A 22,326-nucleotide genomic window follows, 5' to 3' on the forward strand; every position below is an offset into this window, starting at 1 on the left:
GTGACCCATGTTTAAATCGATCTTCGCCGTGGCGCTCGCGCTGGTGGCAACATTTGCCCAGGCTGACCGTATTCGCGACCTCACCAGCGTTCAGGGCGTACGTGAAAACTCCCTGATTGGCTATGGCCTGGTGGTTGGTCTGGATGGTACCGGTGACCAGACCACCCAGACGCCGTTCACTACCCAAAGTCTGAACAACATGCTTTCCCAGCTAGGCATTACCGTGCCGGCGGGAACTAACATGCAGCTGAAAAACGTGGCCGCGGTAATGGTCACCGCGTCCTACCCGGCGTTTGCTCGTCAGGGGCAAACCATTGACGTGGTGGTCTCCTCAATGGGTAATGCCAAAAGCCTGCGCGGCGGTACGCTGCTGATGACCCCGCTGAAAGGCGTCGACAGCCAGGTCTATGCACTGGCGCAGGGGAACATTCTGGTTGGCGGTGCGGGCGCTTCCGCAGGCGGGAGCAGCGTGCAGGTGAACCAGCTTAACGGTGGACGTATCACCAACGGGGCGATCATTGAGCGTGAACTGCCGACCCAGTTTGGCGCGGGCAACACCATCAACCTGCAGCTCAATAATGAAGACTTCACCATGGCGCAGCAAATTGCCGATACCATCAACCGCAGCCGCGGCTACGGTAATGCAACGGCACTCGATGCGCGCACCGTGCAGATCCGTACCTCTACCGGCAGCAGCAACCAGGTGCGCATGCTGGCAGATATCCAGAATATGGAAGTGAACGTTCCGGTTCAGGATGCCAAGGTGATCATCAACTCCCGTACCGGCTCGGTGGTCATGAACCGGGAAGTGTCGCTGGACAGCTGTGCTGTAGCGCAGGGCAACCTCTCCGTAACGGTAAACCGCTCCGCGAACGTGAGCCAGCCGAATACGCCATTTGGTGGCGGTCAGACGGTGGTGACGCCGCAAACGCAGATTGATATGCGTCAGAGCGGCGGGTCGCTGCAGAGCGTTCGCTCCAGTGCCAACCTGAACAGCGTGGTGCGAGCCCTGAACGCCCTGGGTGCAACGCCGATGGACCTGATGTCCATTCTGCAATCCATGCAAAGCGCGGGCTGCCTGCGCGCCAAACTGGAAATCATCTAATGCTGACCGATAGCAAACTGTTGACCAGTGCAGCCTGGGATGCCCAGTCGCTCAACGAACTGAAAACCAAAGCAGGAAAAGACCCGGCGGCGAACATCCGCCCGGTCGCCCGCCAGGTGGAAGGGATGTTTGTACAGATGATGCTGAAAAGCATGCGTGAAACCCTGCCGAAAGACGGGATGTTCAGCAGTGATTCAACGCGTCTCTACACCAGCATGTATGACCAGCAGATTGCGCAGCAGATGACCGCCGGTAAAGGCCTCGGCCTGGCTGACATGATTGTGAAACAGACCGAAGCCGCGCAGGGCATTCAGCCTCAGGAACAGACGCAGCAGGTGCCGATGAAGTTCGACCTGGAAACGGTGACCAGTTATCAGAACCAGGCTCTGACGCAAATGGTGCGTAAAGCGATGCCAAAAGCCACGGGCAGCGGCGATGAGCCGCTCTCCGGTGACAGCAAAGACTTCCTGGCGCAGCTTTCTCTGCCTGCGCGTCTTGCCAGCGAACAGAGCGGCGTGCCGCATCACCTGATTCTGGCGCAGGCCGCGCTGGAGTCGGGCTGGGGCCAGCGTCAGATCCGCAAGGAAAACGGCGATCCGAGCTTCAACATCTTCGGCGTGAAGGCCACCTCCAGCTGGAAGGGGCCAACAACGGAGATCACGACCACCGAATACGAGAACGGTGCGGCGGTGAAGGTCAAAGCAAAATTCCGCGTCTACAGCTCTTATCTGGAAGCATTGTCCGACTACGTTGGCCTGCTGAGCCGAAATCCGCGTTATACCGCCGTTACGCAGGCGGCGACGGCGGAGCAGGGCGCTCAGGCCTTACAAAACGCGGGCTACGCGACTGACCCGAACTATGCACGCAAGCTCACCAGCATGATCCAGCAGCTGAAATCCATGGGCGAGAAGGTCAGCAAAGCCTATAGCACAGATATTGAAAATCTGTTCTGAAAGTTCTCAAGTCCCGGTGGAGGTTGCCGATAACCTTCATCAGGACTCGTGTCTGAACGTATAAAAGGAACCCCCATGTCCAGTTTGATTAACAGCGCCATGAGTGGCCTCAGTGCTGCGCAGTCGGCACTCAATACCGTCAGTAATAATATTTCAAGCTATAACGTGGCAGGTTACACCCGCCAGACCACGGTGCTGGGCGCATCTAACAGCACGCTGACCGGCGGTGGCTGGGTGGGTAACGGGGTGTATGTCTCCGGTGTCCAGCGTGAGTATGACGCCTTCATCACCAACCAGCTGCGCGCCGCGCAGACGCAGAGCAGCGGTCTGACGACGCGCTATCAGCAGATGTCAAAAATCGACGATGTGCTCTCTGATACCACCAACTCGCTCTCCACCACCCTGCAGGATTTCTTCAAAAGCCTGCAAACGCTGGTGAGCAACGCGGAAGACCCGGCTGCACGTCAGACGGTGCTGGGTAAAGCGGGTGGTCTGGTCAATCAGTTCAAAACCAACGATCAGTATCTGCGCGATCAGGATACGCAGGTCAATACCGCCATTGGGACCAGCGTGTCTCAGATCAACAACTATGCCAAACAGATTGCGAACCTGAACGATCAGATCTCTCGTCTGACCGGCGTCGGAGCGGGCGCATCGCCTAACGATCTGCTCGACCAGCGCGATCAGCTCGTCAATGAGCTGAACAAAATCGTCGGCGTGGAAGTGTCTGTTCAGGATAGCGGTACGTTTAACATCTCTTTCGGCAATGGTTACAGCCTGGTTCAGGGCAGCAAAGCCAACCAGCTGGCTGCCGTGAAGTCGAGTGCAGATCCGGCTCGTACCACCGTGGCCTATGTCGACGACGTAGCGGGTAATGTCGAGATCCCGGAAAAGATGATTACCACCGGTTCTTTAGGCGGTTTACTGACCTTCCGCACGGAAGATCTTGATAAAGCTCGTAACACCCTGAACCAGATGGCGCTGGCCTTTGCAGATTCAATGAACACGCAGCATGAAGCCGGCTTTGATGCGAACGGTGATGCGGGCGGTAAGCTGTTCAACTTCGGCTCTCCGGCGGTCCTGTCCAGCAGCAAGAACGGCGGTTCGGCGGTTGTTACGGCTTCTGTAGCGGACAGCAAGCAGGTCCAGGCGACAGACTATAAGCTGCAGTTTAACGGAACTGACTGGACGGTTACCCGTACTTCAGACAAAACCAGCTTTACGATGAGCCCGGATGCCAGCGGCAATCTGTCGTTTGATGGCCTTAACGTCAACGTGAGCGGTACGGCAAACACCAAAGACAGCTTTACCGTGAAGCCTGTTTCCAACGTCATCATGAACATGGAACTCGCGATCAGCGACGAGTCCAAGCTGGCGATGGCATCGGTGCAGAACGGCGGCGAGAGTGATAACCGTAACGGCCAAAAACTGCTCGATCTGCAAAACGGCAAAGTGGTGGGGGGAAACAAAACCTTCAACGATGCGTATGCCTCTCTCGTCAGTACCGTCGGTAGCTCAACGGCGTCACTGAAGGTGAGCAGCCAGACGAAAGCCAACGTGGAGACGCAGTTAATCAAGCAGCAGCAGACCATCTCTGGGGTAAACCTCGACGAAGAGTATGGCAATTTGCAGCGTTATCAGCAGTATTACCTGGCTAACGCCCAGGTTCTCCAGACTGCCAGTACGCTCTTCGATGCAATTATCAACATTCGTTAAGGTTGAGGTGAACAATGCGTATTAGCACCCAGATGATGTACGAGCAGAACATGCGTGGGATCACCGATTCCCAGAGCAGATGGCTGAGCTACGGTGAGCAGATGTCCACCGGCAAGCGCGTCAATCGTCCTTCGGACGATCCTATCGCCGCGTCGCAGGCCATCGTTCTGTCACAGTCTCAGTCGCAAAACAGCCAGTTTGCGCTCGCGCGTACCTTTGCAACGCAGAAGGTCTCGCTGGAAGATAACGTGTTAACCCAGGTCAACACCGCGATCTCGAGCGTGCGCGAGAAGCTCGTTTATGCGTCGAACGGCACGTTAAGCGATGACGACCGTCTTTCTCTGGCGACCGATATTCAGGGGATCCGCGATCAGCTTATGAACCTGGCCAACACGACGGATGGTAATGGTCGCTTTATCTTTGCGGGATACAAAACCGAGAGCGCACCGTTTGATGCCGCGACCGGGGATTACAACGGCGGCGCAGAGGCCATCACGCAGCAGGTTGATACGGCGCGAAATATGACCATTAGCCATACCGGCCAGCAAATTTTCGAAAGCATTACCAGTAATGCAGAACAGCTGCCGGGCGGTGGATATGGCCAGACGAACATGTTCAAAATCCTGGATTCTGCGATTGCGTCGCTGAAGACGCCGATTGAAAACGATCCGGCTGCTGCCACGGCGCAAAGCCAGGTGATTGCCAATGCGCAAATCGGCATCAAAAACTCCCAGAACAATGTCCTGACGGTCGTTGCGGATGTGGGAACCAAGATGAACGAGCTGGAAAAACTCGATACGCTGGGTGATGACCGCGCGCTGGGTCAGACCAAGCAGATGAGCGACCTGGTTGATGTCGACTGGAACGAAGCGATTTCCTCTTACACCATGCAGCAGGCGGCCTTGCAGGCGTCTTATAAAGCGTTTAGCGATATGCAGGGCATGTCTCTGTTCCAGCTGAACAAATAACATCTTGACCTCTTGGAACATGTCTTGAAACTGGGCATGTTTTACTGCCCAATCCGCCTGGATTGGGCATTTTTTTTATGCAACTTCTGCTGATGCGGAGGCGACACGCGCGCTTTCAATCAGACGAATTGCCAGTGCAATGACGCCACAGACTGTCGCCAGCGCGACCACACCCGTCCAGCCAGCCAGCGAGTAGATATTGCTGCCTAACGCGGAACCCAGCGCCATCCCGATAAAGACCACCGTAAAGAGCAGGGCGTTGAGACGACCCCGAGCCTGCGGTTCAAGGCTGTATACCAGGTTCTGGTGAGCGACCAGGCTTGACTGCAGGCCCAGGTCGAACCCGACGGCAGAGATGGCGATCAGAATCAGCTGTCCATGAACGCCCAGCGCGGGCATCAGGAACATCAGGGCAAATGAGACGGTCACCAGAACGGCACCAAGCTGCGTGACTTTTCCTGCGCCCAGTTTGTCCGCCAGACCCCCTGCCAGCGGGGCAGCTAACGCACCGGCGGCACCTGCAATACCAAAACCACCCGCTACGGCACTGCCCAGGTTATAGTGCTCAAGCAGCATGACCGCAAGCGTAGACCAGAAGGCGCTAAAGGCAATCGACAGAAAGCCCTGAGCCAGCGCCGCACGGCGCAGCGCCGGATAGCGACGCCACAGGTGTTCCATTGAGCGCATCAGCGCGGGGTAGCTCAGCGTGGAGTGAATGGCAAAACGGGGAAGTACAAACCACATCATCACGCCGATGAACGCAATGCTCGCCGCCGCCAGCTGGTACATGACGCGCCAGCCAAACGCTTCACCCACCACGCCGCTCACGGTTCTTGATAATAAGATACCCATCAGCAGCCCGGTCATTACCGTGCCCACGGTTTTCCCCTGTTTACCTTCCGGCGCAAGGATGGCCGCGGCAGGGACGATATCCTGTGCCATGGTGGCGGCCATGCCGATGAGCAGGCTTGCCAGCAGCAGAGAGTGGATCTGCCCGGTCAGGCTACAGCCGAGAAGAAACAGCGCCAGCGCCGCACTCTTTATCAGGATTAACGTCCTGCGGTCGTGGCGATCGCCGAGCGGAAGCAGGAACAGGATCCCCAGGGCATATCCCGCCTGGGTGAGCGTCGGGACCATGCCCATTCCTTCGATACTCAGATGAAGGTCTGCGCCCATCAGCGGCAGCAGAGGCTGAGCATAATAGATTGATGCCACGCTGAAACCTGCACCGATCGCCAGCATTAAAATCACCCAGCGGCTCACGGCATGGGCGGCGGTTGTTGTGTTCATAAGAAGTTCCTCATTCGTCGTGTGAGGCTATTTTTTATCAGTACGCCTTGCGACGGTAGCGGGCACGGTGGTAAAACGCTTATACGTTGAACGTATAAATGAAAAAGCAATGAAAAGAGCTGAGCGTATAGACAGGGTGGAGCTAATGCGGACGTTTGTTCGCATCGTGGAGGCGGGTTCCCTCTCTGCGGCTGCACGGCAGCTGGCCACCACCCAGGCCACTGTGAGCAGACGGTTACAGTCGCTTGAGACCATGCTGGGCGTACGCCTGATATTGCGCACCACCCACACGACGCGGCTGACGGATGACGGCGAGCGCTGCTATCAGCACGCCCGTCGGGTGATTGACAGCTGGCTGGCGCTGGAAGATGAGGTGGGGCAGACGGAAGATGAGCCGGTAGGGGTGCTGCGGGTGCGCGCTCCCCACGCGTTTGGTCAGGATCAGCTTCTTAAACCCGTAACCGAATTTTTGCAACGCTATCCGCAGCTTTCGATTGAGTGGATGCTCAACGACAGGTCGGCGGATTTCCTCGGCGACAACCTGGACTGTGCTATTCGGGTAGGCGTGGAGGTCGATCCGGCGACCGTGTCCGTGCTGCTGGCGGAGGTGCCGCGCTCGGTGGTGGCTTCACCGGCACTGCTGGCCCGTTTTCCAGCGGTTACCACGCCGGAGGATTTGCAGCAGTTTCCCTGGATAGCCATCAGCTCTTTCTACCAGCGCCACGTGGAGCTTTTTCACGATACTTCGCCCGCCACCGCGCGGATTGCTATTACGCCACGGCTAAGTACCGACAGCCTGTATGTCGCACGTAACACTGCACTCACCGGGCTTGGCGTGGCGGTGGTCTCCAGCTGGACGGTACAGAACGATATTCAGGAAGGGCGGCTGGTGCACTTGCTGCCGGAGTGGCAGCCAGCGGCGCTACCGGTGCATCTGGTTTATCCCTGGTCCCGTTATTATCCGGCACGCTTGCGGCGTTTTCTGGAGTTGATGCGGCAGGTCATGCCGGAGGTGACCGGGATGAGGAAGCCCGTGCAGCAGCCATAAAAAAAGCCGACCTTAAGGTCGGCTTTTTACTTTCAGCGTCGTTTGTCGTTATTCGACAGACTGCGGACGCGTTGCAGGTGCAGTCGCCTGATGCGTTGCACTGTGGCCACCGGCTGCGCCTTTACCTTCGAAGCTGAATGCCGGGCGAACCCAGTCGCTGTGACGCGGTGCTTCAGGCACGTAATCCGGCGCCGGAGCGCGCGTCATTGGTGCTGTCGCCACGTGGGCAGCGGCTGGCGCAGAAACAACCGGCTCTGGTTTCACTTCAGGCGCTTTCGGTTCTTCAACAACCGGTTCAACCTCAATCTCAACGTCCTGAACGATTTCTTCAGCGGTGTCTTCCACTGCGGCTACAGGTTCAGCTTCTTCAGCGATTTCCTCAGCCACCACGACATCTTCTTCAGCAATAAGCTGCGGTGCGGCATCAACCGGCGCGGCAATCACTTCCGGATGCGTGGTTTCGACTTCAGCTACCTGAGGGGCTGCAGTTTCAACAACCTGAGGTTCCACCACGGTTGCCGCTTCAGTCACGACCTCTTCTACCGCTGCCGCAGGTGCAATAACCTCTTCGGTTACTGGCTGTTCTTCAACAACCTGCTCCGGACGCGCTACCGGGTAGCGGATCCAGACTTTGCCGGAGGCCATTTCTGGTGAAGCACAGGCAATGGTCAGCGGCATTGGCGACTGAGTTGGGTAACGCTCGTCACGATAGCGACGACGGCGCTGGCCGCTAACGCGCAGATGACGTGGGGAACGACGTGAACGGCGCGGCATGCCGGCGTTATCACGGTTTTCACCGTTATCATCCTGCTCAACGTTGTTATCAACGACCGCTGGCAGGTCAACTTTTGCAAGCTGAGTACCGGCTGCGCTCTCGCGGGTTTCAACCGGGACAATTGCTGACTCTTCGGTTGCTTCGGAGGCGAAACGAACTTTCTGAGCAAGCTGGCGCTGCTTACGACGTGGCATTACCTGAGTACGTTCTTCCTGCTCGCCGTCCTGCTGTTCAACAGGCTCTTCGCGGTTCAGGTTTTTGACTTCCTGCTGTGCCTGACGCTTCTCGTCGTTACGGCGACGGTTGCGTTCACGGCGCGGCTGCTGGTCGTCACGCTGTTTGCTCTTCTCAGACTCATCGCCCGCCTGCTGGCGAATTTCACGATCTTCAACATTCTGCTGCTGTTTCTCGCGACGGTTGCGACGGTTGTCTTCGCGTTGCTCACGGCCTTCGTTATTCTCAGAGCGGTTGTCACGGTTGTCACGACGCTCGTTGCGGTCATTGCGATCGCTGCGGTCGTTACGATCGCGGCGGTTGTTCTGACGCTTACGGCGGTCCTGCTGACGCTCAGGCTTGGCCGCTTTTGGCTCTTCTTTCGGCTGCTCAGGCTGAACTTCCTCACCGGCAAACATCTTCTTCAGCGCGCCGAAGAAGCGGCTCAGCAGACCAGGCTGCGCCGGCTGGGCTTTCGCTGCCGTTGCTTCAGGTTTCTGCGCCGCAGGTTTGGCCGCCGGTTTTTCCAGGGCTGCTTCAGGCGGTGCTTCAGGCATAATGAAGGTCGCTAACGCAGGCTGCTCAGGCAGCTTGCGCTCGGCTGGCTCTTCATCGGACGGCAGGGCCATCTCTTCTTCATGCAGCTTCGGCAGCAGGTAGCTGAGCGTTGACGTCTCTTCGCCTTTACGGACACGCAGCACGTGATAGTGCGGGGTTTCCATCTGATCGTTTGGCACGATGATGCAGCGAACGCCACCCTGACGCGCTTCAATCGCACTGACCGCTGCACGTTTTTCGTTCAGCAGGTAAGAGGCAATTGGCACAGGGACAATCGCGTGAACCTCTTTGGTATTCTCTTTCAGCGCTTCTTCTTCAATCAGACGCAGAATCGAGAGGGACAGCGATTCGTTATCACGCACGGTACCGGTGCCGGAGCAGCGTGGGCAGACGTGATGGCTGGACTCACCCAGCGACGGGCTCAGACGCTGACGGGACATCTCCAGCAGGCCAAAGCGTGAGATATGGCTAATCTGGATACGCGCACGATCCTGACGCACCGCTTCGCGCAGACGGTTTTCTACTGCACGCTGGTGGCGAACAGGGGTCATGTCGATGAAGTCGATAACAATCAGACCACCCAGGTCGCGCAGGCGGAGCTGGCGGGCGATTTCATCAGCGGCTTCAAGGTTGGTGTTGAAGGCGGTCTCTTCGATATCGCCACCGCGCGTTGCGCGAGCGGAGTTGATGTCGATAGCGGTCAGCGCTTCAGTGGTATCGATAACGATAGAACCGCCGGATGGCAGGCGCACTTCACGCTGGAAGGCGGATTCAATCTGGGATTCGATCTGATAGTGGCTGAACAGCGGTATTTCACCGGTGTACAGTTTAATTTTGCTGGTGAAATCCGGACGACCCAGCGCGGCAATGTGCTGGCGCGCCAGCTCAAGCACTTTCGGGTTATCGATCAGAATTTCACCGATGTCCTGACGCAGGTAGTCACGGAAGGCACGCACGATAACGTTGCTTTCCTGGTGGATCAGGAACGGAGCAGGGCGGCTTTCCGCTGCTTTCTGGATGGCTTCCCAGTGCTTCAGACGGAAGCTCAGGTCCCACTGCAGCGCTTCGGCGGATTTGCCAACGCCTGCGGTACGCACGATAAGCCCCATGCCATCAGGCAGCTCGAGGCTTGCCAGCGCTTCTTTCAGCTCGGTACGGTCATCACCTTCGATACGGCGAGAGATGCCACCCGCACGCGGGTTGTTTGGCATCAGAACCAGATAGCTCCCTGCCAGGCTGATAAAGGTTGTTAGTGCGGCACCTTTGTTGCCACGCTCTTCTTTATCAATCTGAACGATAACTTCCTGACCTTCACGCAGCACATCTTTGATGTTTGGGCGGCCATGGGCGTTGTAGTTTGCAGGGAAATATTCGCGGGCAATTTCTTTCAGAGGGAGGAAACCATGACGCTCAGCACCGTAATCGACAAATGCAGCTTCAAGGCTTGGTTCAATGCGGGTGATTTTACCTTTGTAAATGTTCGCTTTTTTCTGTTCGTGTCCAGGACTTTCGATATCCAGATCGTACAGGCGCTGCCCATCCACAAGGGCGACACGCAACTCTTCTTGCTGAGTTGCGTTGATTAACATTCTTTTCATCGTAACTTACTCGTTATTCTTACATTGACGACAAAGCTGCGGGCAAGGTGACGCTTTCCGGGGTATGAACCGATGGCCTCGTGTCTGTTCACGTCGCCAACCTCACGGTTGTCGCTCGCTTAAGAGGCGCAGAGTGTCGGTTGCCTGTATTTCATACGGAAACACAGCGCAATTATCAGGGGAATTGCCTGGGTAGAACTCTCCAGAGAACAATCCTTATACCGGGAAGTACTGCAACCCGCAGCCCGCTAACTGCCTGAAAGATCAATACGTCTTACGCCATTGCTGCGTGGATGATCGGTCAGACAAAATTGGTCATTCCGTCAACATCCTTACTTAACCAGGATTTAACACGGAAAACAGCCTCATTATTCCACTGCTCGCCGGGTTATAGCAAGATGACTTTTACCAATTATCACCCGGTTACTCACAGTTTCTTCACTTCAGAATGGCGATTGGTTTAATAACCACCAAATCGGTTGCGCGAAACGGGTAGCAGGCCGAATAAAAGTAAATATAAGCATAGAAAAATGAGTGGCGCTAATGGCTGACGATATTTAGAATCGCCAACCATGAAAACAGAGACTCCAGCCGTAAAAATGGTTGCCATCGCCGAAGATGAAGCGGGGCAGCGTATCGATAACTTTTTGCGCACCCAGCTAAAAGGGGTGCCAAAGAGCATGATTTACCGCATTCTGCGTAAGGGCGAGGTGCGGGTTAACAAAAAACGCGTGAAGCCCGAGTACAAACTCGAAGCCGGTGACGAAGTGCGTATTCCACCGGTGCGCGTGGCAGAGCGTGAGGAAGAGACCGTTTCACCGAAGCTACAGAAAGTGGCGGCCCTGAGCGATGTGATCCTTTATGAAGACGACCACATTCTGGTGCTGAATAAACCGTCAGGGACGGCTGTTCATGGCGGTAGCGGTCTGAGCTTCGGCGTGATTGAAGGGCTGCGTGCCCTGCGCCCGGAAGCGCGCTTCCTTGAACTGGTGCATCGTCTTGACCGCGACACCTCTGGCGTACTGCTGGTGGCGAAAAAGCGTTCCGCGCTGCGTTCTCTGCATGAACAGCTTCGTGAAAAAGGGATGCAGAAAGACTATCTGGCGCTGGTGCGCGGCCAGTGGCAGTCCCATGTAAAAGTGGTGCAGGCGCCGCTGCTGAAGAACATTCTGCAAAGCGGTGAGCGTATTGTCCGCGTGAGCCAGGAAGGGAAACCGTCTGAGACGCGCTTTAAGGTTGAAGAGCGCTATGAGTTTGCCACGCTGGTGCGCTGTAGTCCGGTGACCGGCCGCACCCACCAGATCCGCGTGCATACGCAGTTTGCAGGGCATCCCATCGCGTTTGATGACCGCTATGGCGACCGCGAGTTTGATAAGCAGCTGGCGGGAACGGGGCTGTCACGTCTGTTCCTGCATGCGGCAGCGCTGAAGTTTACCCATCCGAATACCGGTGAAGTGATCCGTATTGAAGCGCCGCTGGATGAGCAGCTGAAACGCTGTCTTAAGGTTCTGCGCGGCTGATTTTGCCTTCCTCCCTCTCCCTGTGGGAGAGGGGCGGGTGAGGGCATCAGGCCGCAACGTCCCAGTCACATCGTCAGCGGATTACACTCTTCTCGTCTTAACATCTGACACAGGGCAATTAGCGGTAACCCCACCAGGGTGTTGGGATCCCGACCGTCCAGCTTGTCGAAAAGTGCAATCCCCAATCCTTCACTTTTAAAGCTCCCCGCGCAGTTCAGCGGTCGCTCACGGCGTACATAATCCATAATCTCCTGCTCGCTGAGATGGCGGAAGTGCACGTCGAACGGTTCGCATTCAGTTTGCAGATGACCGGAAGCGGAGTTATAGAGCGCCAGGCCGGTATAAAAGGTCACGATACTGCCTCGTGCACGCAGAAGCTGCTGGCAGGCGTTCTCCTCCGTATGGGGCTTGCCGGTGATTTCGCCGTCCAGTACGCAAACCTGATCGGAGCCTATAATCAAATGTGCGGGGTAACGTGCTGCCAGCGACTGCGCTTTCTCTTTAGCGAGACGCGTCACCAGATGACGCGGTGATTCACCCGGCTGTGGCGTCTCATCAACCTCTGGCGCGGCGCATTCAAACGGGATCCCGAGCTTTTCCAGCAGCATTCGGCGATAGGGAGACGTGGAAGCTAGGACGAGATTTGGCATATTTTTATCACCAGATATAGCGTATCGATGCCAGCCATTTTAAACTACAGGCCGCAATGTGTGCGAATAATTGGCAAAAGGCAGCTCTGGTTGCCTTTTTCTTTGACTCTATGACGTTACAAAGTTAATATGCGCGCCCTATGCAAAAGGTAAAATTACCCCTGACTCTTGATCCGGTTCGTACGGCTCAAAAACGCCTCGATTATGAAGGTATCTATACTTCCGATCAGGCTGAGCGTATTGCCGAATCCGTAGTCAGTGTGGACAGTGATGTAGAATGCTCCATGTCGTTCGCTATCGACAACCAGCGTCTCGCCGTTTTAACCGGTGATGCGAAGGTAACGGTAACGCTCGAGTGTCAGCGTTGCGGGAAACCGTTTGTACAGCATGTTCACACAACGTATTGTTTCAGTCCGGTCCGTTCTGACGAACAGGCTGAAGCACTCCCGGAAGCGTATGAGCCGATTGAGGTTAACGAATTCGGTGAAATCGATCTTCTGGCTCTGGTTGAAGATGAAATCATCCTCACCTTGCCAGTAGTTCCGGTGCATGATTCTGAACACTGTGAAGTGTCCGAGGCGGACATGGTCTTTGGGGAACTGCCTGATGAAGCGCAAAAACCAAACCCATTTGCCGTATTAGCCAGCTTAAAGCGTAAGTAATTGAGGAGTAAGGTCCATGGCCGTACAACAGAATAAACCAACCCGTTCCAAACGTGGCATGCGTCGTTCCCATGACGCGCTGACCGCAGTTACCAGCCTGTCTGTAGACAAGACTTCTGGTGAGAAACACCTGCGTCACCACATCACCGCTGACGGTTTCTACCGCGGCCGCAAGGTTATCACTAAGTAATCACGCGCAAGCGTGATTAGGCTTAGTGAGGATTTCCCCGTGTAAACGGGGAATTTACCGAACCAGGCTGCGACGATACCTTGACACGTCTAACCCTGGCGTTAGATGTCATGGGGGGAGATTTTGGCCCTTCCGTGACAGTGCCTGCAGCATTGCAGGCACTGAATTCTAATTCGCAACTCACACTTCTTTTAGTCGGCAATCCCGACGCAATCACGCCATTACTCGCAAAAGCTGACTTTGAACAACGTTCGCGTCTGCAGATTATTCCTGCGCAGTCAGTTATTGCCAGTGATGCCCGACCCTCGCAGGCTATTCGCAATAGTCGTGGCAGCTCTATGCGGATAGCGCTGGAGTTGGTGAAAGAAGGGCGAGCCCAGGCTTGCGTTAGCGCGGGGAATACCGGCGCGCTGATGGGACTGTCGAAATTACTGCTCAAACCTATTGAAGGTATTGAGCGCCCGGCGCTGGTGACGGTATTACCGCATCAGCAGAAGGGCAAGACGGTGGTGCTCGATTTAGGCGCTAACGTCGACTGTGATAGTACTATGCTGGCACAGTTTGCCGTGATGGGATCGGTGCTGGCAGAAGAAGTTGTCGGGATCAACACTCCCCGTGTTGCGTTACTGAACATTGGTGAAGAAGAGACCAAAGGCCTGGACAGCATTCGCGAAGCGGCTGAATTGCTCAAACAGGTTCCCTCCATCAACTATATTGGTTATCTCGAAGCCAATGAGTTGTTGACGGGGAAAACGGATGTTCTGGTGTGCGATGGCTTCACCGGAAACGTCACGTTGAAGACCATGGAAGGGGTCGTGCGCATGTTTCTTTCTCTGCTGAAATCTCAGGGAGAAGGCAAAAAAAGCGCCTGGTGGCTCATTTTATTGAAGCGTTGGCTACAAAAGAGCCTGACGCGGCGATTCAGTCACCTCAACCCCGACCAGTATAATGGCGCCTGTCTGTTAGGATTGCGCGGCATCGTGATTAAGAGTCATGGCGCCGCCAATCAGCGAGCATTTGCTGTCGCGATTGAACAGGCAGTGCAGGCGGTGCAGCGACAAGTCCCTCAACGGATTGCCGCTCGCCTGGAATCTGTATTAGCTAAAAGTGACTGAGCGTACATGTATACGAAGATTTTAGGTACCGGCAGCTACCTGCCAAAACAAGTGCGTACCAACGCCGATCTGGAAAAAATGGTAGATACGTCTGACGAGTGGATTGTCACGCGCACAGGTATCCGTGAACGTCGTATTGCCGCGCCAGACGAAACCGTGTCGACCATGGGTTACGAAGCCGCACAGCGTGCTATCGAAATGGCGGGCATTGATAAAGAACAGATTGGTTTGATCGTGGTCGCCACGACGTCTGCCACGCATGCATTCCCAAGTGCAGCGTGCCAGGTGCAAAACATGCTCGGCATTAAAGGCTGTCCGGCGTTTGACGTCGCTGCAGCGTGCGCAGGCTTCACCTATGCGCTGAGCGTTGCCGATCAGTACGTGAAATCCGGTGCCGTTAAATATGCGCTGGTGATCGGTGCTGACGTGCTGGCGCGCACCTGCGATCCAACCGATCGCGGAACGATCATTATTTTTGGTGATGGCGCAGGCGCGGTGCTGCTGGGGCAGTCCGAAGAGCCGGGTATCATCTCTACGCATCTGCATGCTGATGGCAGCTACGGCGAGCTGTTGACTCTGCCTAACGCCGATCGCGTTAATCCGGACAACTCGATTTACCTGACCATGGCAGGGAACGAGGTGTTCAAGGTGGCGGTGACTGAGCTGGCACACATCGTTGATGAAACGCTGGAAGCGAATAACCTTGAGCGTTCCTCGCTCGACTGGCTGGTGCCGCATCAGGCGAACCTGCGCATCATCAGCGCGACCGCGAAAAAGCTGGGCATGTCGATGGATAACGTTGTTGTGACCCTGGATCGTCACGGCAACACTTCTGCGGCGTCGGTACCGTGCGCATTTGATGAAGCGGTACGCGATGGACGAATCAAACGGGGCCAGCTGGTCTTGCTTGAAGCCTTCGGTGGCGGGTTCACCTGGGGTTCCGCGCTGGTTCGTTTCTAGGATAAGGAATAAAAAATGACGCAATTTGCTTTTGTGTTCCCGGGCCAGGGCTCTCAAACCGTTGGGATGTTGTCTGAAATGGCAGCAAACTATCCGGTCATTGAAGAGACTTTCCGTGAAGCTTCTGATGCACTGGGTTATGATTTATGGGCGCTGACCCAGCAGGGGCCGGCCGAAGAGCTGAACAAAACCTGGCAGACCCAGCCAGCGCTGCTGACCGCATCTGTTGCGCTGTGGCGCGTCTGGCAGCAGCAGGGCGGTAAAGCGCCAGCGCTGCTCGCAGGCCATAGCCTGGGTGAATACTCTGCGCTGGTGTGCGCCGGCGTGATCGCGTTTGCTGACGCGGTACGTCTGGTGGAACTGCGTGGTAAATTCATGCAGGAAGCGGTGCCGGAAGGCACGGGCGGCATGTCTGCCATTATCGGTCTGGATGATGCTGCAATTGCAAAAGCGTGTGAAGAATCTGCTGAAGGCCAGGTTGTCTCGCCGGTGAACTTCAACTCGCCGGGTCAGGTGGTTATCGCAGGTCATAAAGAAGCGGTTGAACGTGCCGGTGCGGCCTGTAAAGCAGCGGGCGCTAAGCGTGCGCTGCCGCTGCCTGTCAGCGTGCCGTCTCACTGCGCGCTGATGAAGCCTGCTGCCGAGAAGCTGGCGGTTGAGCTGGAAAAAATTACCTTTAACGCACCGACGATTTCTGTCGTGAACAACGTCGATGTGAAATGCGAAACCGCGCCGGAAGCTATCCGTGACGCGCTGGTTCGCCAGCTCTATAGCCCGGTACAGTGGACCAAAACCGTTGAGTTTATGGCCGCACAGGGCGTTGAGCATCTGTATGAAGTCGGCCCAGGTAAAGTCCTCACCGGTCTGACAAAACGTATTGTTGACACCCTGACAGCCTCGGCGATTAACGAGCCGGAAGCGATGTCAGCGGCACTCTCGCAATAAAAGAGGAATACCATGAGTTTTGAAGGAAAAATCGCCCTGGTCACTGGCGCAAGCCGCGGTATCGGGCGTGCAATTGCTGAAACACTGGTTGCGCGCGGCGCGAAGGTGATTGGTACAGCAACCAGCGAGAATGGCGCTCAGGCCATCAGCGAGTATCTGGGTGCAAACGGTAAAGGTCTGGTACTGAATGTGACTGAACCTGCATCTATCGAATCTGTTCTGGAAAATATTCGCGCAGAGTTTGGCGAAGTGGATATTCTGGTAAACAATGCCGGGATCACTCGCGATAACCTGTTAATGCGAATGAAAGACGACGAGTGGAACGATATCATCGAAACCAACCTGTCATCTGTATTCCGTCTGTCAAAAGCGGTAATGCGCGCTATGATGAAAAAGCGTCATGGTCGTATTATCACTGTCGGTTCTGTGGTAGGTACCATGGGAAATGCTGGTCAGGCTAACTACGCTGCGGCGAAAGCAGGTCTGATTGGTTTCAGTAAGTCGCTGGCGCGTGAAGTTGCGTCCCGCGGTATTACGGTAAACGTTGTTGCTCCGGGCTTTATTGAAACGGACATGACGCGTGCGCTGACTGATGAGCAGCGTGCGGGTACGCTGGCGGCAGTTCCGGCGGGTCGTCTTGGCGACCCTAAAGAAATCGCCAGTGCGGTTGCATTTTTAGCCTCTGACGAAGCGGGTTACATCACTGGTGAGACCCTCCACGTCAACGGCGGGATGTATATGGTTTAACCACGATAAAAAAATTTGCGTTATTTGGGTAAAAGGCCTCAAAATAACGTAAAATCGTGGTAAGAACTGCCGGGATTTAGTTGCAAATTTTTCAACATTTTATACACTACGAAAACCATCGCGAAAGCGAGTTTTGATAGGAAATTTAAGAGTATGAGCACTATCGAAGAACGCGTTAAGAAAATTATCGGCGAACAGCTGGGCGTTAAGCAGGAAGAAGTTGTGAACTCCGCTTCCTTCGTTGAAGACCTGGGCGCAGATTCTCTTGACACCGTTGAGCTGGTAATGGCTCTGGAAGAAGAGTTTGATACTGAGATTCCGGACGAAGAAGCTGAGAAGATCACCACCGTTCAGGCTGCCATTGATTACATCAACGGTCACCAGGCGTAAGTGAACATCTCCAGGCGGTCATTCGACCGCCTGAGTTTTATCTTTTTTAGTCCCACGAATCTCTTTTTTTATCCCTCCCTGGAGGACAAACGTGTCTAAGCGTCGTGTAGTTGTGACCGGACTTGGCATGTTGTCTCCTGTCGGCAATACCGTAGAGTCCACCTGGAAAGCTCTCCTTGCCGGTCAGAGCGGCATCAGCCTAATCGACCATTTCGATACTAGCGCCTATGCAACGAAATTTGCTGGCTTAGTAAAGGATTTTAACTGTGAAGAGATCATCTCGCGCAAAGAACAGCGCAAGATGGATGCCTTCATTCAATATGGAATTGTCGCTGGCGTTCAGGCCATGCAGGATTCTGGCCTTGAGATTACGGAAGAGAACGCAACCCGTATCGGCGCCGCTATCGGCTCCGGGATTGGCGGCCTTGGCCTGATCGAGGAAAACCATACATCTCTGATGAATGGCGGCCCGCGTAAGATCAGCCCGTTCTTCGTTCCGTCCACGATTGTTAATATGGTGGCGGGTCACCTGACCATCATGTTCGGCCTGCGTGGGCCAAGCATTTCTATCGCGACCGCCTGTACGTCTGGCGTACATAACATCGGCCAGGCCGCGCGCATTATTGCGTACGGCGATGCAGATGCTATGGTTGCCGGCGGTGCTGAAAAAGCCAGTACCCCGCTGGGTGTTGGCGGTTTCGGCGCAGCCCGTGCGCTGTCTACCCGTAATGATAACCCGCAGGCGGCAAGCCGTCCGTGGGATAAAGACCGTGACGGCTTCGTCCTGGGTGACGGTGCGGGCATGATCGTACTGGAAGAGTACGAACACGCGAAAAAACGCGGTGCGAAAATTTATGCTGAAGTCGTTGGCTTTGGTATGAGCAGCGATGCGTACCACATGACGTCTCCTCCGGAGAACGGTGCAGGTGCTGCGCTGGCGATGGAAAACGCAATCCGTGATGCGGGTATTACCCCGGCTCAGATTGGCTATGTTAACGCGCACGGCACGTCTACTCCTGCAGGCGATAAAGCTGAAGCTCAGGCGGTTAAATCTATCTTCGGCGAGTCTGCCAGCCGCGTACTGGTGAGCTCCACGAAGTCCATGACCGGTCACCTGCTGGGCGCGGCGGGTGCAGTAGAGTCAATCTACTCCATCCTTGCGCTGCGCGATCAGGCTGTTCCGCCAACCATCAACCTGGATAACCCGGATGAAGGTTGCGATCTGGACTTCGTTCCTCACGAAGCGCGTCAGGTTAGCGGTATGGAGTACACCCTGTGTAACTCCTTCGGCTTCGGCGGCACCAACGGTTCTCTGATCTTCAAAAAGATCTGATCCTGACCTCCCGATAGCTTTTAAAAAGGTCCGCTTGCCGGGCCTTTTTTATTAAGGCTAATCTTCTTGTCGGCTGCATGACATCCTGCCAGACTAAACGCCCACGCATAAGGAGCCACCATGTTTTTAATCAATGGCCTTGAGCAGGACACGCTGCCTGCCAGCGACAGGGCAATACAGTTCGGTGATGGTTGCTTTACGACGGCGCGCATTCTGGATGGCGATGTCTGCCTGCTGGAGGCGCACATTCGACGCCTGCAGCATGGCTGTGAAAAGCTAATGATCCCTTTTACGCACTGGGATACGTTGCGCCAGGAAATGTGCCAGCTGGCTACGGAGAAGGACAGCGGCGTACTCAAAGTCATTATCAGCCGCGGTAGTGGTGGCCGGGGTTATAGCGCTGCATCGTGTCTCAACCCAACGCGAATCCTCTCCGTATCAGCTTATCCCGCGCATTACTTTCGCTGGCGAGAAGACGGCGTCACGCTGACGCTGAGCCCGGTGCGACTGGGACGAAACCCGATGCTGGCCGGGCTTAAGCATCTCAATCGCCTGGAGCAGGTGCTCATTCGTACTCATCTTGAACAGACGGACGCCGATGAGGCGCTGGTTCTTGACAGCGAAGGGTTCATTACGGAATGCTGTGCGGCTAATTTATTCTGGCGGCAGGGGGGAGAAGTGTTCACTCCGTCGCTGGAACACGCTGGCGTAAATGGGTTAATGCGTCAGTTTTGTCTGGAACAGCTGGTACGCTCTGACTTTCGCGTTGTCGAAGTTAGTGCAGGAGAATCCGCACTAAAGGCCGCAGATGAAGTCATCATCTGCAATGCGCTGATGCCTGTTGTACCCGTCCGTGCGTATGGCCAACAACGCTGGTCCTCGCGCGAGCTGTTTCAGTTTTTAGCCCCGATATGTGAGCAAATCAGATAGTCATGAAAAAAATGTTGCGCTTTGTCCTTATCCTCATCGTCGCGCTGGGCATCGCTGGCGGAGCAGGCGTATGGAAAGTACGCCAGCTGGCGGACAGCAAGATCCTGGTTAAAGACGAAACGATCTTTACCCTGAAAGCGGGAACCGGCCGTCAGGCGCTTGGGGAACAGCTCTATGGCGACAAGATTATTAATCGTCCGCGGGTATTCCAGTGGCTATTGCGCGTGGAGCCTGAGCTGTCACATTTCAAAGCCGGCACCTATCGCTTTACGCCAGGAATGACCGTCAGAGAGATGCTGCAGCTGCTCGAAAGCGGCAAAGAAGCCCAGTTCCCTCTGCGATTTGTGGAAGGGATGCGCCTGAGCGATTACCTTAAACAGCTGCGCGATGCGCCGTATATCAAACATACGTTAAAAGACGATAGCTATCAGACGGTAGCAGAAGCGCTGAAGCTTGAGCATCCGGAATGGGTGGAAGGCTGGTTCTGGCCAGACACCTGGATGTACACGGCAGGCACGACCGATGTGGCCATCCTTAAGCGGGCGCACAAAAAAATGGTCGCCGCAGTGGATGCCGCCTGGCAGGGGCGAATGGAAGGATTGCCTTACAGCGATCAGAACCAGTTCGTAACCATGGCCTCGATCATTGAGAAAGAGACCGCCGTTGCCGCCGAGCGCGATCGGGTGGCGTCGGTGTTTATCAACCGCCTGCGTATCGGCATGCGTCTGCAAACCGATCCTACCGTTATCTACGGCATGGGCGAGAGCTACGCCGGCAAGATCTCACGAAAAGATCTGGAGACGCCAACGGCGTATAATACCTACGTGATTAGCGGTTTACCGCCAGGCCCGATTGCCACGCCGAGCGAGGCGTCGCTAAAAGCAGCCGCGCATCCGGCTAAAACACCGTATCTCTATTTTGTGGCGGATGGAAAAGGGGGGCACACCTTTAACACCAACCTTGCCAGCCACAACCGCTCTGTTCAGGACTATCTGAAGGCACTTAAGGAAAAAAATGCGCAGTAAATACATTGTCATTGAGGGACTTGAAGGGGCGGGTAAAACCACTGCCCGCAACGTGGTAGTGGATACGCTCAAATCACTTGGCGTGGCGGACATGGTGTTTACCCGTGAGCCGGGCGGCACGCAGCTGGCTGAAAAGCTGCGCAGCCTGGTGCTGGATATTAAATCCGTCGGCGACGAAGTTATCACTGACAAAGCCGAAGTGCTGATGTTCTACGCGGCGCGCGTGCAGCTGGTTGAGACGGTGATCAAACCCGCCCTGGCCGAGGGTAAGTGGGTGATCGGTGACCGTCACGATCTGTCGACTCAGGCGTATCAGGGCGGCGGACGCGGCATCGACCAGACCATGCTGGCAACGCTGCGTAATGCCGTACTGGGAGATTTTCGCCCCGACCTGACGCTCTATCTGGATGTAACGCCTGAAGTGGGTCTCAAGCGTGCCCGTGCGCGCGGCGAGCTGGACCGCATAGAACAAGAGTCGTTTGATTTCTTTAACCGCACCCGTGCGCGCTATCTTGAACTGGCCGCGCAGGACAGCTCAATTTGTACTATCGATGCGACGCAGTCCCTGGACGACGTCACGCGTGACATTCAGCAAACCGTTACGCAGTGGGTGCAGGAGCAGCAGGCATGAAATGGTATCCATGGTTGCGCCCGCACTTTGAACAGCTGATCGGCAGCTATCAGGCGGGGCGGGGGCATCATGCGTTAATGATTCAGGCATTGCCGGGAATGGGCGATGACGCGTTGATTTATGCCATCACCCGTTTTCTGATGTGCCAGCAGCCGGAAGGGCATAAGAGCTGTGGCAAATGCCGTGGCTGCCAGCTGATGCAGGCGGGTACACATCCTGACTACTACACCCTTGAGCCTGAGAAGGGTAAAAGCGCGCTGGGTATCGATGCCGTGCGGGAAGTCAGTGAAAAATTGTATGAACACGCGCGGCTGGGCGGCGCTAAAGTGGTCTGGCTTAAAGACGCCACGCAGCTGACCGAGGCGGCCGCTAATGCCCTGCTGAAAACCCTGGAAGAGCCGCCGTTAAAAACGTGGTTTTTCCTCTCGTGCCGCGACCCGGGAAGATTACTGGCGACGCTGCGTAGCCGCTGTCGTCTTCATCACCTTGCGGTTCCTCAGGAATCGTGGGCGCTGAGCTGGCTGGAACGAGAGGTGACAACGTCACCTGAGAGCGCGCTGTCCGCCTTGCGCCTGAGCAGCGGCGCGCCTGCGGCGGCGCTGGCATTACTGCAGCCTGACGTCTGGTCAGAGCGAGAAACGCTCTGCCGTGCCATCGAAACGGCACTGAATAACCACGACTGGCTAAGTTTACTGCCTGCGCTTAACAGCGAGCGGGCCGTTGATCGGCTGCACTGGCTGGCCTCCTTGCTGCTGGATGCGCTCAAAATCCAGCGAGGGGCAACGCTTTTGACCAACCCGGACGCGTGGCCGCTGGTGAATACGCTGGCGAACCGCCTCTCAGGGACGGTTCTTCACGCTATGCTTCATGAAATTTGCCAAAGCCGTGAACAGCTTTTAACCGTGACGGGGCTTAATCGCGAGCTTTTACTGACCGACCAGTTACTGCGTATCGAACATTACCTGCAACCCGGCGTCACACCGCCTGTTTCCCATCTCTGAGAG

Annotated in this window: 21 protein-coding genes; 18 read left to right on the top strand and 3 right to left on the bottom strand. The window is 55.7% G+C overall.

Annotated features, from left to right (window positions below):
- The first annotated feature begins 7 nt into the window (after window positions 1-7).
- From LRM19_RS04160 to flgL, 4 genes are all read left to right on the top strand, one after another.
- Window positions 8-1,105: a flagellar basal body P-ring protein FlgI gene (locus LRM19_RS04160; protein WP_029740346.1), complete on the top strand. Its 1,098-nt coding sequence runs from the start codon at window positions 8-10 to the stop codon at window positions 1,103-1,105.
- A complete protein-coding gene (gene flgJ / locus LRM19_RS04165; protein WP_023311141.1) occupies window positions 1,105-2,058 on the top strand; it encodes a flagellar assembly peptidoglycan hydrolase FlgJ in 954 nt (317 codons plus the stop codon). Before LRM19_RS04160 ends, flgJ begins: the two co-directional genes overlap by 1 nt.
- A gap of 75 nt (window positions 2,059-2,133) precedes the next feature.
- The gene (flgK, locus tag LRM19_RS04170) at window positions 2,134-3,774 is read left to right on the top strand and encodes a flagellar hook-associated protein FlgK (protein ID WP_111965536.1); all 1,641 of its coding nucleotides are present in this window, start codon (window positions 2,134-2,136) and stop codon (window positions 3,772-3,774) included.
- 14 nt (window positions 3,775-3,788) lie between these two features.
- Entirely contained in the window at window positions 3,789-4,742 is a 954-nt protein-coding gene (gene flgL, locus LRM19_RS04175; protein WP_033145208.1) for a flagellar hook-associated protein FlgL, read from the top strand.
- A gap of 75 nt (window positions 4,743-4,817) precedes the next feature.
- Here flgL and LRM19_RS04180 read toward each other — a convergent pair whose 3' ends face one another.
- Window positions 4,818-6,032, bottom strand: coding sequence for an MFS transporter (locus tag LRM19_RS04180; RefSeq protein WP_127730384.1), 1,215 nt, complete (start codon window positions 6,030-6,032; stop codon window positions 4,818-4,820).
- Between the two features lie 145 nt (window positions 6,033-6,177).
- On the opposite strand from LRM19_RS04180, the gene LRM19_RS04185 reads away from it, so the two are divergent.
- Complete coding sequence (locus LRM19_RS04185) at window positions 6,178-7,080, top strand: LysR family transcriptional regulator (RefSeq protein WP_407719094.1); 903 nt, start codon at window positions 6,178-6,180, stop codon at window positions 7,078-7,080.
- A 48-nt stretch (window positions 7,081-7,128) separates the two neighbouring features.
- On the opposite strand, the gene rne is transcribed toward LRM19_RS04185, so the two are convergent.
- Complete coding sequence (gene rne, locus LRM19_RS04190; RefSeq protein ID WP_271367631.1) at window positions 7,129-10,224, bottom strand: ribonuclease E; 3,096 nt, start codon at window positions 10,222-10,224, stop codon at window positions 7,129-7,131.
- A gap of 572 nt (window positions 10,225-10,796) precedes the next feature.
- Between rne and rluC the strand changes: the two genes are divergently transcribed.
- Window positions 10,797-11,744, top strand: coding sequence for a 23S rRNA pseudouridine(955/2504/2580) synthase RluC (gene rluC / locus LRM19_RS04195; protein ID WP_021240761.1), 948 nt, complete (start codon window positions 10,797-10,799; stop codon window positions 11,742-11,744).
- Between the two features lie 65 nt (window positions 11,745-11,809).
- Here the strand turns inward: rluC and LRM19_RS04200 are convergent, their stop codons facing one another.
- Window positions 11,810-12,394, bottom strand: a complete 585-nt coding sequence (locus LRM19_RS04200) for a Maf family protein (protein WP_115874728.1) — start codon at window positions 12,392-12,394, stop codon at window positions 11,810-11,812.
- 140 nt (window positions 12,395-12,534) lie between these two features.
- Between LRM19_RS04200 and yceD the strand changes: the two genes are divergently transcribed.
- The 12 genes from yceD to holB all read left to right on the top strand — a co-directional run bounded on the left by yceD (window position 12,535) and on the right by holB (window position 22,323).
- On the top strand, window positions 12,535-13,056 hold the full coding sequence (gene yceD / locus LRM19_RS04205) for a 23S rRNA accumulation protein YceD (protein WP_014883375.1): 522 nt from the start codon (window positions 12,535-12,537) through the stop codon (window positions 13,054-13,056).
- 16 nt (window positions 13,057-13,072) lie between these two features.
- Window positions 13,073-13,246: a 50S ribosomal protein L32 gene (rpmF, locus tag LRM19_RS04210; protein ID WP_003857964.1), complete on the top strand. Its 174-nt coding sequence runs from the start codon at window positions 13,073-13,075 to the stop codon at window positions 13,244-13,246.
- Between the two features lie 80 nt (window positions 13,247-13,326).
- Entirely contained in the window at window positions 13,327-14,361 is a 1,035-nt protein-coding gene (plsX, locus tag LRM19_RS04215) for a phosphate acyltransferase PlsX (protein WP_060568787.1), read from the top strand.
- 6 nt (window positions 14,362-14,367) lie between these two features.
- On the top strand, window positions 14,368-15,321 hold the full coding sequence (locus LRM19_RS04220) for a beta-ketoacyl-ACP synthase III (RefSeq protein ID WP_115874729.1): 954 nt from the start codon (window positions 14,368-14,370) through the stop codon (window positions 15,319-15,321).
- A gap of 15 nt (window positions 15,322-15,336) precedes the next feature.
- Entirely contained in the window at window positions 15,337-16,266 is a 930-nt protein-coding gene (gene fabD / locus LRM19_RS04225; RefSeq protein ID WP_111965541.1) for an ACP S-malonyltransferase, read from the top strand.
- Window positions 16,267-16,278: 12 nt separating this feature from the next.
- Window positions 16,279-17,013 (top strand): 3-oxoacyl-ACP reductase FabG, encoded by a 735-nt coding sequence (gene fabG / locus LRM19_RS04230; RefSeq protein ID WP_008500795.1) that lies wholly within the window; start codon window positions 16,279-16,281, stop codon window positions 17,011-17,013.
- 153 nt (window positions 17,014-17,166) lie between these two features.
- Complete coding sequence (gene acpP / locus LRM19_RS04235; protein ID WP_003857954.1) at window positions 17,167-17,403, top strand: acyl carrier protein; 237 nt, start codon at window positions 17,167-17,169, stop codon at window positions 17,401-17,403.
- A 91-nt stretch (window positions 17,404-17,494) separates the two neighbouring features.
- Window positions 17,495-18,736, top strand: coding sequence for a beta-ketoacyl-ACP synthase II (fabF, locus tag LRM19_RS04240; protein ID WP_032639670.1), 1,242 nt, complete (start codon window positions 17,495-17,497; stop codon window positions 18,734-18,736).
- Window positions 18,737-18,856: 120 nt separating this feature from the next.
- Window positions 18,857-19,666 carry an aminodeoxychorismate lyase gene (pabC, locus tag LRM19_RS04245; RefSeq protein WP_271367657.1) on the top strand — a complete coding sequence of 270 codons (810 nt, stop codon included), beginning with the start codon at window positions 18,857-18,859 and terminating at the stop codon, window positions 19,664-19,666.
- Window positions 19,667-19,668: 2 nt separating this feature from the next.
- Window positions 19,669-20,691, top strand: a complete 1,023-nt coding sequence (gene yceG / locus LRM19_RS04250; RefSeq protein ID WP_111965543.1) for a cell division protein YceG — start codon at window positions 19,669-19,671, stop codon at window positions 20,689-20,691.
- Entirely contained in the window at window positions 20,681-21,322 is a 642-nt protein-coding gene (gene tmk / locus LRM19_RS04255; RefSeq protein ID WP_133294167.1) for a dTMP kinase, read from the top strand. The genes yceG and tmk overlap by 11 nt, the downstream gene beginning before the upstream one ends.
- On the top strand, window positions 21,319-22,323 hold the full coding sequence (holB, locus tag LRM19_RS04260) for a DNA polymerase III subunit delta' (protein WP_271367658.1): 1,005 nt from the start codon (window positions 21,319-21,321) through the stop codon (window positions 22,321-22,323). Before tmk ends, holB begins: the two co-directional genes overlap by 4 nt.
- The last annotated feature ends 3 nt before the right edge of the window (window positions 22,324-22,326 follow it).

This window comes from Enterobacter sp. PI-10, from assembly GCF_027947695.1.
Lineage (GTDB): Bacteria > Pseudomonadota > Gammaproteobacteria > Enterobacterales > Enterobacteriaceae > Enterobacter > Enterobacter vonholyi.

Excerpts from the sequence above, each read along its gene's own strand:
- LRM19_RS04160 (WP_029740346.1), top strand. The coding sequence starts at position 8 with ATGTTTAAATCGATCTTCGCCGTGGCGCTCGCGCTGGTGGCAACATTT.
- flgJ (WP_023311141.1), top strand. The coding sequence starts at position 1,105 with ATGCTGACCGATAGCAAACTGTTGACCAGTGCAGCCTGGGATGCCCAG.
- flgK (WP_111965536.1), top strand. The coding sequence starts at position 2,134 with ATGTCCAGTTTGATTAACAGCGCCATGAGTGGCCTCAGTGCTGCGCAG.
- flgL (WP_033145208.1), top strand. The coding sequence starts at position 3,789 with ATGCGTATTAGCACCCAGATGATGTACGAGCAGAACATGCGTGGGATC.
- LRM19_RS04180 (WP_127730384.1), bottom strand. The coding sequence starts at position 6,032 with ATGAACACAACAACCGCCGCCCATGCCGTGAGCCGCTGGGTGATTTTA.
- LRM19_RS04185 (WP_407719094.1), top strand. The coding sequence starts at position 6,178 with ATGCGGACGTTTGTTCGCATCGTGGAGGCGGGTTCCCTCTCTGCGGCT.
- rne (WP_271367631.1), bottom strand. The coding sequence starts at position 10,224 with ATGAAAAGAATGTTAATCAACGCAACTCAGCAAGAAGAGTTGCGTGTC.
- rluC (WP_021240761.1), top strand. The coding sequence starts at position 10,797 with ATGAAAACAGAGACTCCAGCCGTAAAAATGGTTGCCATCGCCGAAGAT.
- LRM19_RS04200 (WP_115874728.1), bottom strand. The coding sequence starts at position 12,394 with ATGCCAAATCTCGTCCTAGCTTCCACGTCTCCCTATCGCCGAATGCTG.
- yceD (WP_014883375.1), top strand. The coding sequence starts at position 12,535 with ATGCAAAAGGTAAAATTACCCCTGACTCTTGATCCGGTTCGTACGGCT.
- rpmF (WP_003857964.1), top strand. The coding sequence starts at position 13,073 with ATGGCCGTACAACAGAATAAACCAACCCGTTCCAAACGTGGCATGCGT.
- LRM19_RS04220 (WP_115874729.1), top strand. The coding sequence starts at position 14,368 with ATGTATACGAAGATTTTAGGTACCGGCAGCTACCTGCCAAAACAAGTG.
- fabD (WP_111965541.1), top strand. The coding sequence starts at position 15,337 with ATGACGCAATTTGCTTTTGTGTTCCCGGGCCAGGGCTCTCAAACCGTT.
- fabG (WP_008500795.1), top strand. The coding sequence starts at position 16,279 with ATGAGTTTTGAAGGAAAAATCGCCCTGGTCACTGGCGCAAGCCGCGGT.
- acpP (WP_003857954.1), top strand. The coding sequence starts at position 17,167 with ATGAGCACTATCGAAGAACGCGTTAAGAAAATTATCGGCGAACAGCTG.
- pabC (WP_271367657.1), top strand. The coding sequence starts at position 18,857 with ATGTTTTTAATCAATGGCCTTGAGCAGGACACGCTGCCTGCCAGCGAC.
- yceG (WP_111965543.1), top strand. The coding sequence starts at position 19,669 with ATGAAAAAAATGTTGCGCTTTGTCCTTATCCTCATCGTCGCGCTGGGC.
- tmk (WP_133294167.1), top strand. The coding sequence starts at position 20,681 with ATGCGCAGTAAATACATTGTCATTGAGGGACTTGAAGGGGCGGGTAAA.
- holB (WP_271367658.1), top strand. The coding sequence starts at position 21,319 with ATGAAATGGTATCCATGGTTGCGCCCGCACTTTGAACAGCTGATCGGC.